Origin of the sequence: Endozoicomonas sp. ONNA2 (genome assembly GCF_024606365.1) — a bacterium.
Classification (GTDB): domain Bacteria; phylum Pseudomonadota; class Gammaproteobacteria; order Pseudomonadales; family Endozoicomonadaceae; genus Endozoicomonas.
Genome location: NZ_JAHHPO010000600.1, coordinates 1 through 3,947, shown reverse-complemented (window position 1 = coordinate 3,947; position 3,947 = coordinate 1). Strand labels below are relative to the sequence as shown.

Genomic DNA, 3,947 nt, shown 5'->3' with positions numbered 1-3,947 from the left:
ACGCACTCAGGCGATTCAAGGCCAAAAGTGTGACCGTTCTCAATATGCCAGATTGTACCCGGTTGTCGATTCAGCTGCTGTGCCATGCGTGTACCATCGACCTGTTGGAGCAAGCCGAAGGCGGCAAACAACGGACCTTTCGGCTGTGTTATTCTGAGCCACTGGCTCATAGCACGAAAAAAATGCGAAGCGGAAGGTTTAAGCGGCTGTGGTTTTTGACGCAAATACTGTCCCAATATCAGAAAACCAGTGTTTTCAATGCCCCGGACATTCATTTCAATGAACAGGCAGGCCAAATCCTTTTTGAATTCACCCATCTTCCTGGCAAAAAAGATTTGCAGCGGATGTTTGTGGACATTTTGAGTATATTGCAAATGTTGGGTGGAATGGACGCTGTTTTGGAGTCATTTCATCTGGACGAAAGTCAAACAAAATGGAATATGGCTGCAATCAGTGAAAGGCTGAATAACCCCGCTTTCTCTGAAACCAATCAATTTGCCTTGCAACATATTTATTGGTGCTACGCTTACTTGGGCAGAATATTATTGATAAACCACTGCATTCACGATAGGGCAAGCCGTCACCTGATTGAAGCAGCGAAGATATTTTCTACAGCTCCCACCAACCGGATTGAAGCAGTGTTGAATGATCAATCCGTAGAAAAAGACAGGCAGGCATTACTCTGGCATTGGCTACTTTTTGATCCAGCCAAGGCTATTCCTGTGGTGAACAAATACGTTGACTGGTTAGCTGACGAGATAATGGCCACACGTCTTGTGTCGCAAAATGGTTACATCCTCAAATACCTTGCGCCTGAACTTCGTCATCAGCGGGCGATGGTTTTTGCCGCCATCAAAAGCGACCCTCTGGCCATTGCCGATGCACCGGAATCTTTTAAAAACGACTTTGACCTTATCGATTACGCCCTGGCAAATGCTTTAGAAGATCCGGGAAAAATATTTGCCTTTATAGGGCCAGAGCTATCATCAAATCACGGGCTTTTCCGGCGCTTGTTAACCACAGCGGTTGAAAACAACTCACAAACGCTTTCCTGTGATGAAATAACCGGGTATCTGGAACAAAATCCTGAATTCTATCAAAGGCTTCTTCAGTTGGTCCTGGAACGCACTGAAGATGATTCCTACCTGCTATCTCGCCACATTTTCAGAAAAAACCTGCTTAACGACCATCAACTTTATCGGAAGCTGGTCTTAAAATTGTTGGCGCAACCTGTAGGGGGCCTCTATCTGGGATATTTTCCGGATCTGAAAAATGATCGAGAGGTCGTGACCACGGCGGTCGCCTCTTACCCCTGTGCATTGGCATTTGCCGGACGTAAATTTCAAGCGGATAGAGAACTGGTCAAAGAAGCGGTCCGGAACCACTGGGAAAGTCTGGAATTTGCCAGCCCAGAGCTTAAGGATGATGAAGACATCGTATTGGCAGCCGTCGAAAATAATGGTAAAGCTCTGGAATATGCCAGTGAACGGTTAAAAGCTGATCGAACCATTGTTACCGCAGCGGTGAAAAACTTTGGTTGTGCGCTGTTCCTTGCCGACAAACAATTCAGAGATGATCCGGCTATCGTTCGATTGGCTGTCAGTGATCATCACCCTGAACACAGCATTTGTGCACAATTGGATCAGAATCAGCTTGGCAATATGGAATTGATGTCCATTGCCGTGTCACACAAACCCGCTAACTTTTTATTTGTCGATATAGATAATGAACATTTGCTACAACTGGCTGTGCAAGAAGATGGTTACCAACTCCGGTATGCCAGTACGAGACTGCGTGGCCACGAGCCTACTGTGCGGCTGGCAGTTCAACGCGATGGTATGGCTCTCTGGTACGCCAGCCAGGAACTGAAAGCCAATAAAGCGCTGGTCAAACTGGCAGTGCATAACGACGGCATGGCGCTGAAGTATGCCAGTGACGCACTTCAGGATTGTCCGGAATTGGTCAAACTTGCCCTGCAACAAAACCCGCTGGCGCTGAAGTTTGCCAGTGACAAATGCCGTAATGATCCTGAGCTGGTCAATATCGCCTTGCAGAACAACGGCAATGCCCTGAGTTACGTTGGCCGTTCATTACAGGACAAACCTGAAATCATTGAGACAGCAATTGATAGTATCGGGCCTGTTGCGGTGAGGTATATTCAACAATTCAGTTAATTTAACAAAGCCTCTCGTTGAACCGCCTTCCGACTCTGGTTGTCAACGAGTGTTTATGGCCGGAAAGTATGGAGGGCATTATTGACTCGTGCCCATCCACTTTTTTTGGGCGCATTGGGGATTTTATCTGGCGTTACTCTAAATTGCAGATATACGTTTTCAGACCGCTTGGCAGCGGTAACAGGGGCGTATTGCTTATTAAGCTCTCTTCGGGCTTTTTGCCTGTAACCAGTGCTTTTCTGATAACCAGTCGGCAAGCGCTTTGCAGAGATGTTACCGGGTCAAGGCTGTTAACCATTGCTTCAACTTCGTCTCTTCTGATAACACTGTGTTGAGCCAATAATGGCTTGCCATTTATTCTGCCGGTGAGTTTGGCACCATGCTCAACAAGAAGCGAGATGATTTCAGGGCGACCGGAAAAAACAGCGCTGCTTAACGGCGAAGACTTTGCGTTGTTTTTCAGATTTGGGTCAGAACCACTGTTCAATAATATGTCTGTAATTCGATAAACTTCATCCTCCGTGAAATATCTTATGCCATTTGTTGAAGAAATTGTTCCTGCGATTGCGGCTAATGGCTGGGAATCTGATGGAATGCCTTCAGGGTTAAGCCCTGCTTTAATAAGGCGGACAAGGATTTCATTGTTTTTCGAATAGATAGCACTCATTAGAAGTGAGCCGCGTTCTCTTTCTGAATGCACGCAAGCCCCATTGTTTAGTAATAGTGTGACTGCTTCGTATGAGCCTGATCGGACGGCACAACATAGAGGGGTTCGGCCATTATCTGCAGTGAAATTGATTATTGCTCCATGGTTGATGAGTTGTGACATGATGTAAATATTGCCATGGCGAGCAGCATGAACCAGTGCACTTTCTCTACCACACTCAACTGCGTTTGCCTTGGCGCCAGCCCGAAGTAAAATATCTATAGTCTCACTGTGATTTCTGAAAGCTGCCTCAATCAAAGGCGTATCATCATGCATGGTTCTAGCCTCCAGATTGGCTCCGTAGTGTATTAGTAAGGTGACAATCTCTGGGTAACCGTAAATGCAAGCCTGGTGTAAGGCTGTCACATTACACGAAAGACAACCGTTATGGGATTCGTAGCGTTCAGATTGGGGGAGACGACTATTAGGGTCAACTTGGTCTTGGCTTAAAATTTGCCCCACTACATTCACATTGTTTTCTTTGATGGCCAGGAAGAGCCGGTCAGTAGCAGAACTAATGTAAGGAGAGTTATTCATATTTTATTCTGTTTTCTCGGTGCATTTGTGGGCAGTCTATTCTCGGACAGCCTCCCGGACCTGCAATTCCTGACCATTGACATACTTCTACCAATAAGCGAATGGCCTCCCCAATACCATGGGGTTACAGTGGGGGATTCCTTCTGCAAGACGCTCATGCCCGAACTCAGTTTTACCAGTAGTGAGGAAGGCCTTATTCGACAATCTGTTCTACTTTTCAAATTGCTCCGGATTACTCAGAAGCACGAACAGAAAGCGGAGGTATGTTTAAGTTTTACTTTCCTGTCTTTGTTCTGGTAGCAAAATCACTTGGAGAACCCAGCACAGGTGCAGTCTAGTACTTCAGATTTTTTTGACCTGAAAAAATACAAGAATTTACCATTTACTTACAGGGTAGTTTACCAGCCGGAATGCCGGACCACCCCAATGCCGGACCACCGAAATCAGGCTGGTGCTATGTGAGGCTCAACGGAGCATCTTAGCCCGGATATTTCATAAACTTGCTCCCGCTCTCGCTTGTCCTTTGCCGC

Annotated in this window: 2 protein-coding genes; one reads left to right on the top strand and one right to left on the bottom strand. The window is 46.3% G+C overall.

The features are described 5' to 3' along the window. The coding region (locus KDK14_RS10625) for a DUF4116 domain-containing protein (protein ID WP_257265081.1) at positions 1–2,174 on the top strand (2,174 nt) is incomplete at its 5' end. Between the two features lie 133 nt (positions 2,175–2,307). Here the strand turns inward: KDK14_RS10625 and KDK14_RS10620 are convergent. After that, positions 2,308–3,417: an ankyrin repeat domain-containing protein gene (locus KDK14_RS10620; protein WP_257265080.1), complete on the bottom strand. Its 1,110-nt coding sequence runs from the start codon at positions 3,415–3,417 to the stop codon at positions 2,308–2,310. Positions 3,418–3,947: the final 530 nt, after the last annotated feature.

What these genes read in the sequence shown, in the direction of transcription:
- KDK14_RS10620 (WP_257265080.1), bottom strand. Translation starts at nt 3,417, where the DNA reads ATGAATAACTCTCCTTACATTAGTTCTGCTACTGACCGGCTCTTCCTG.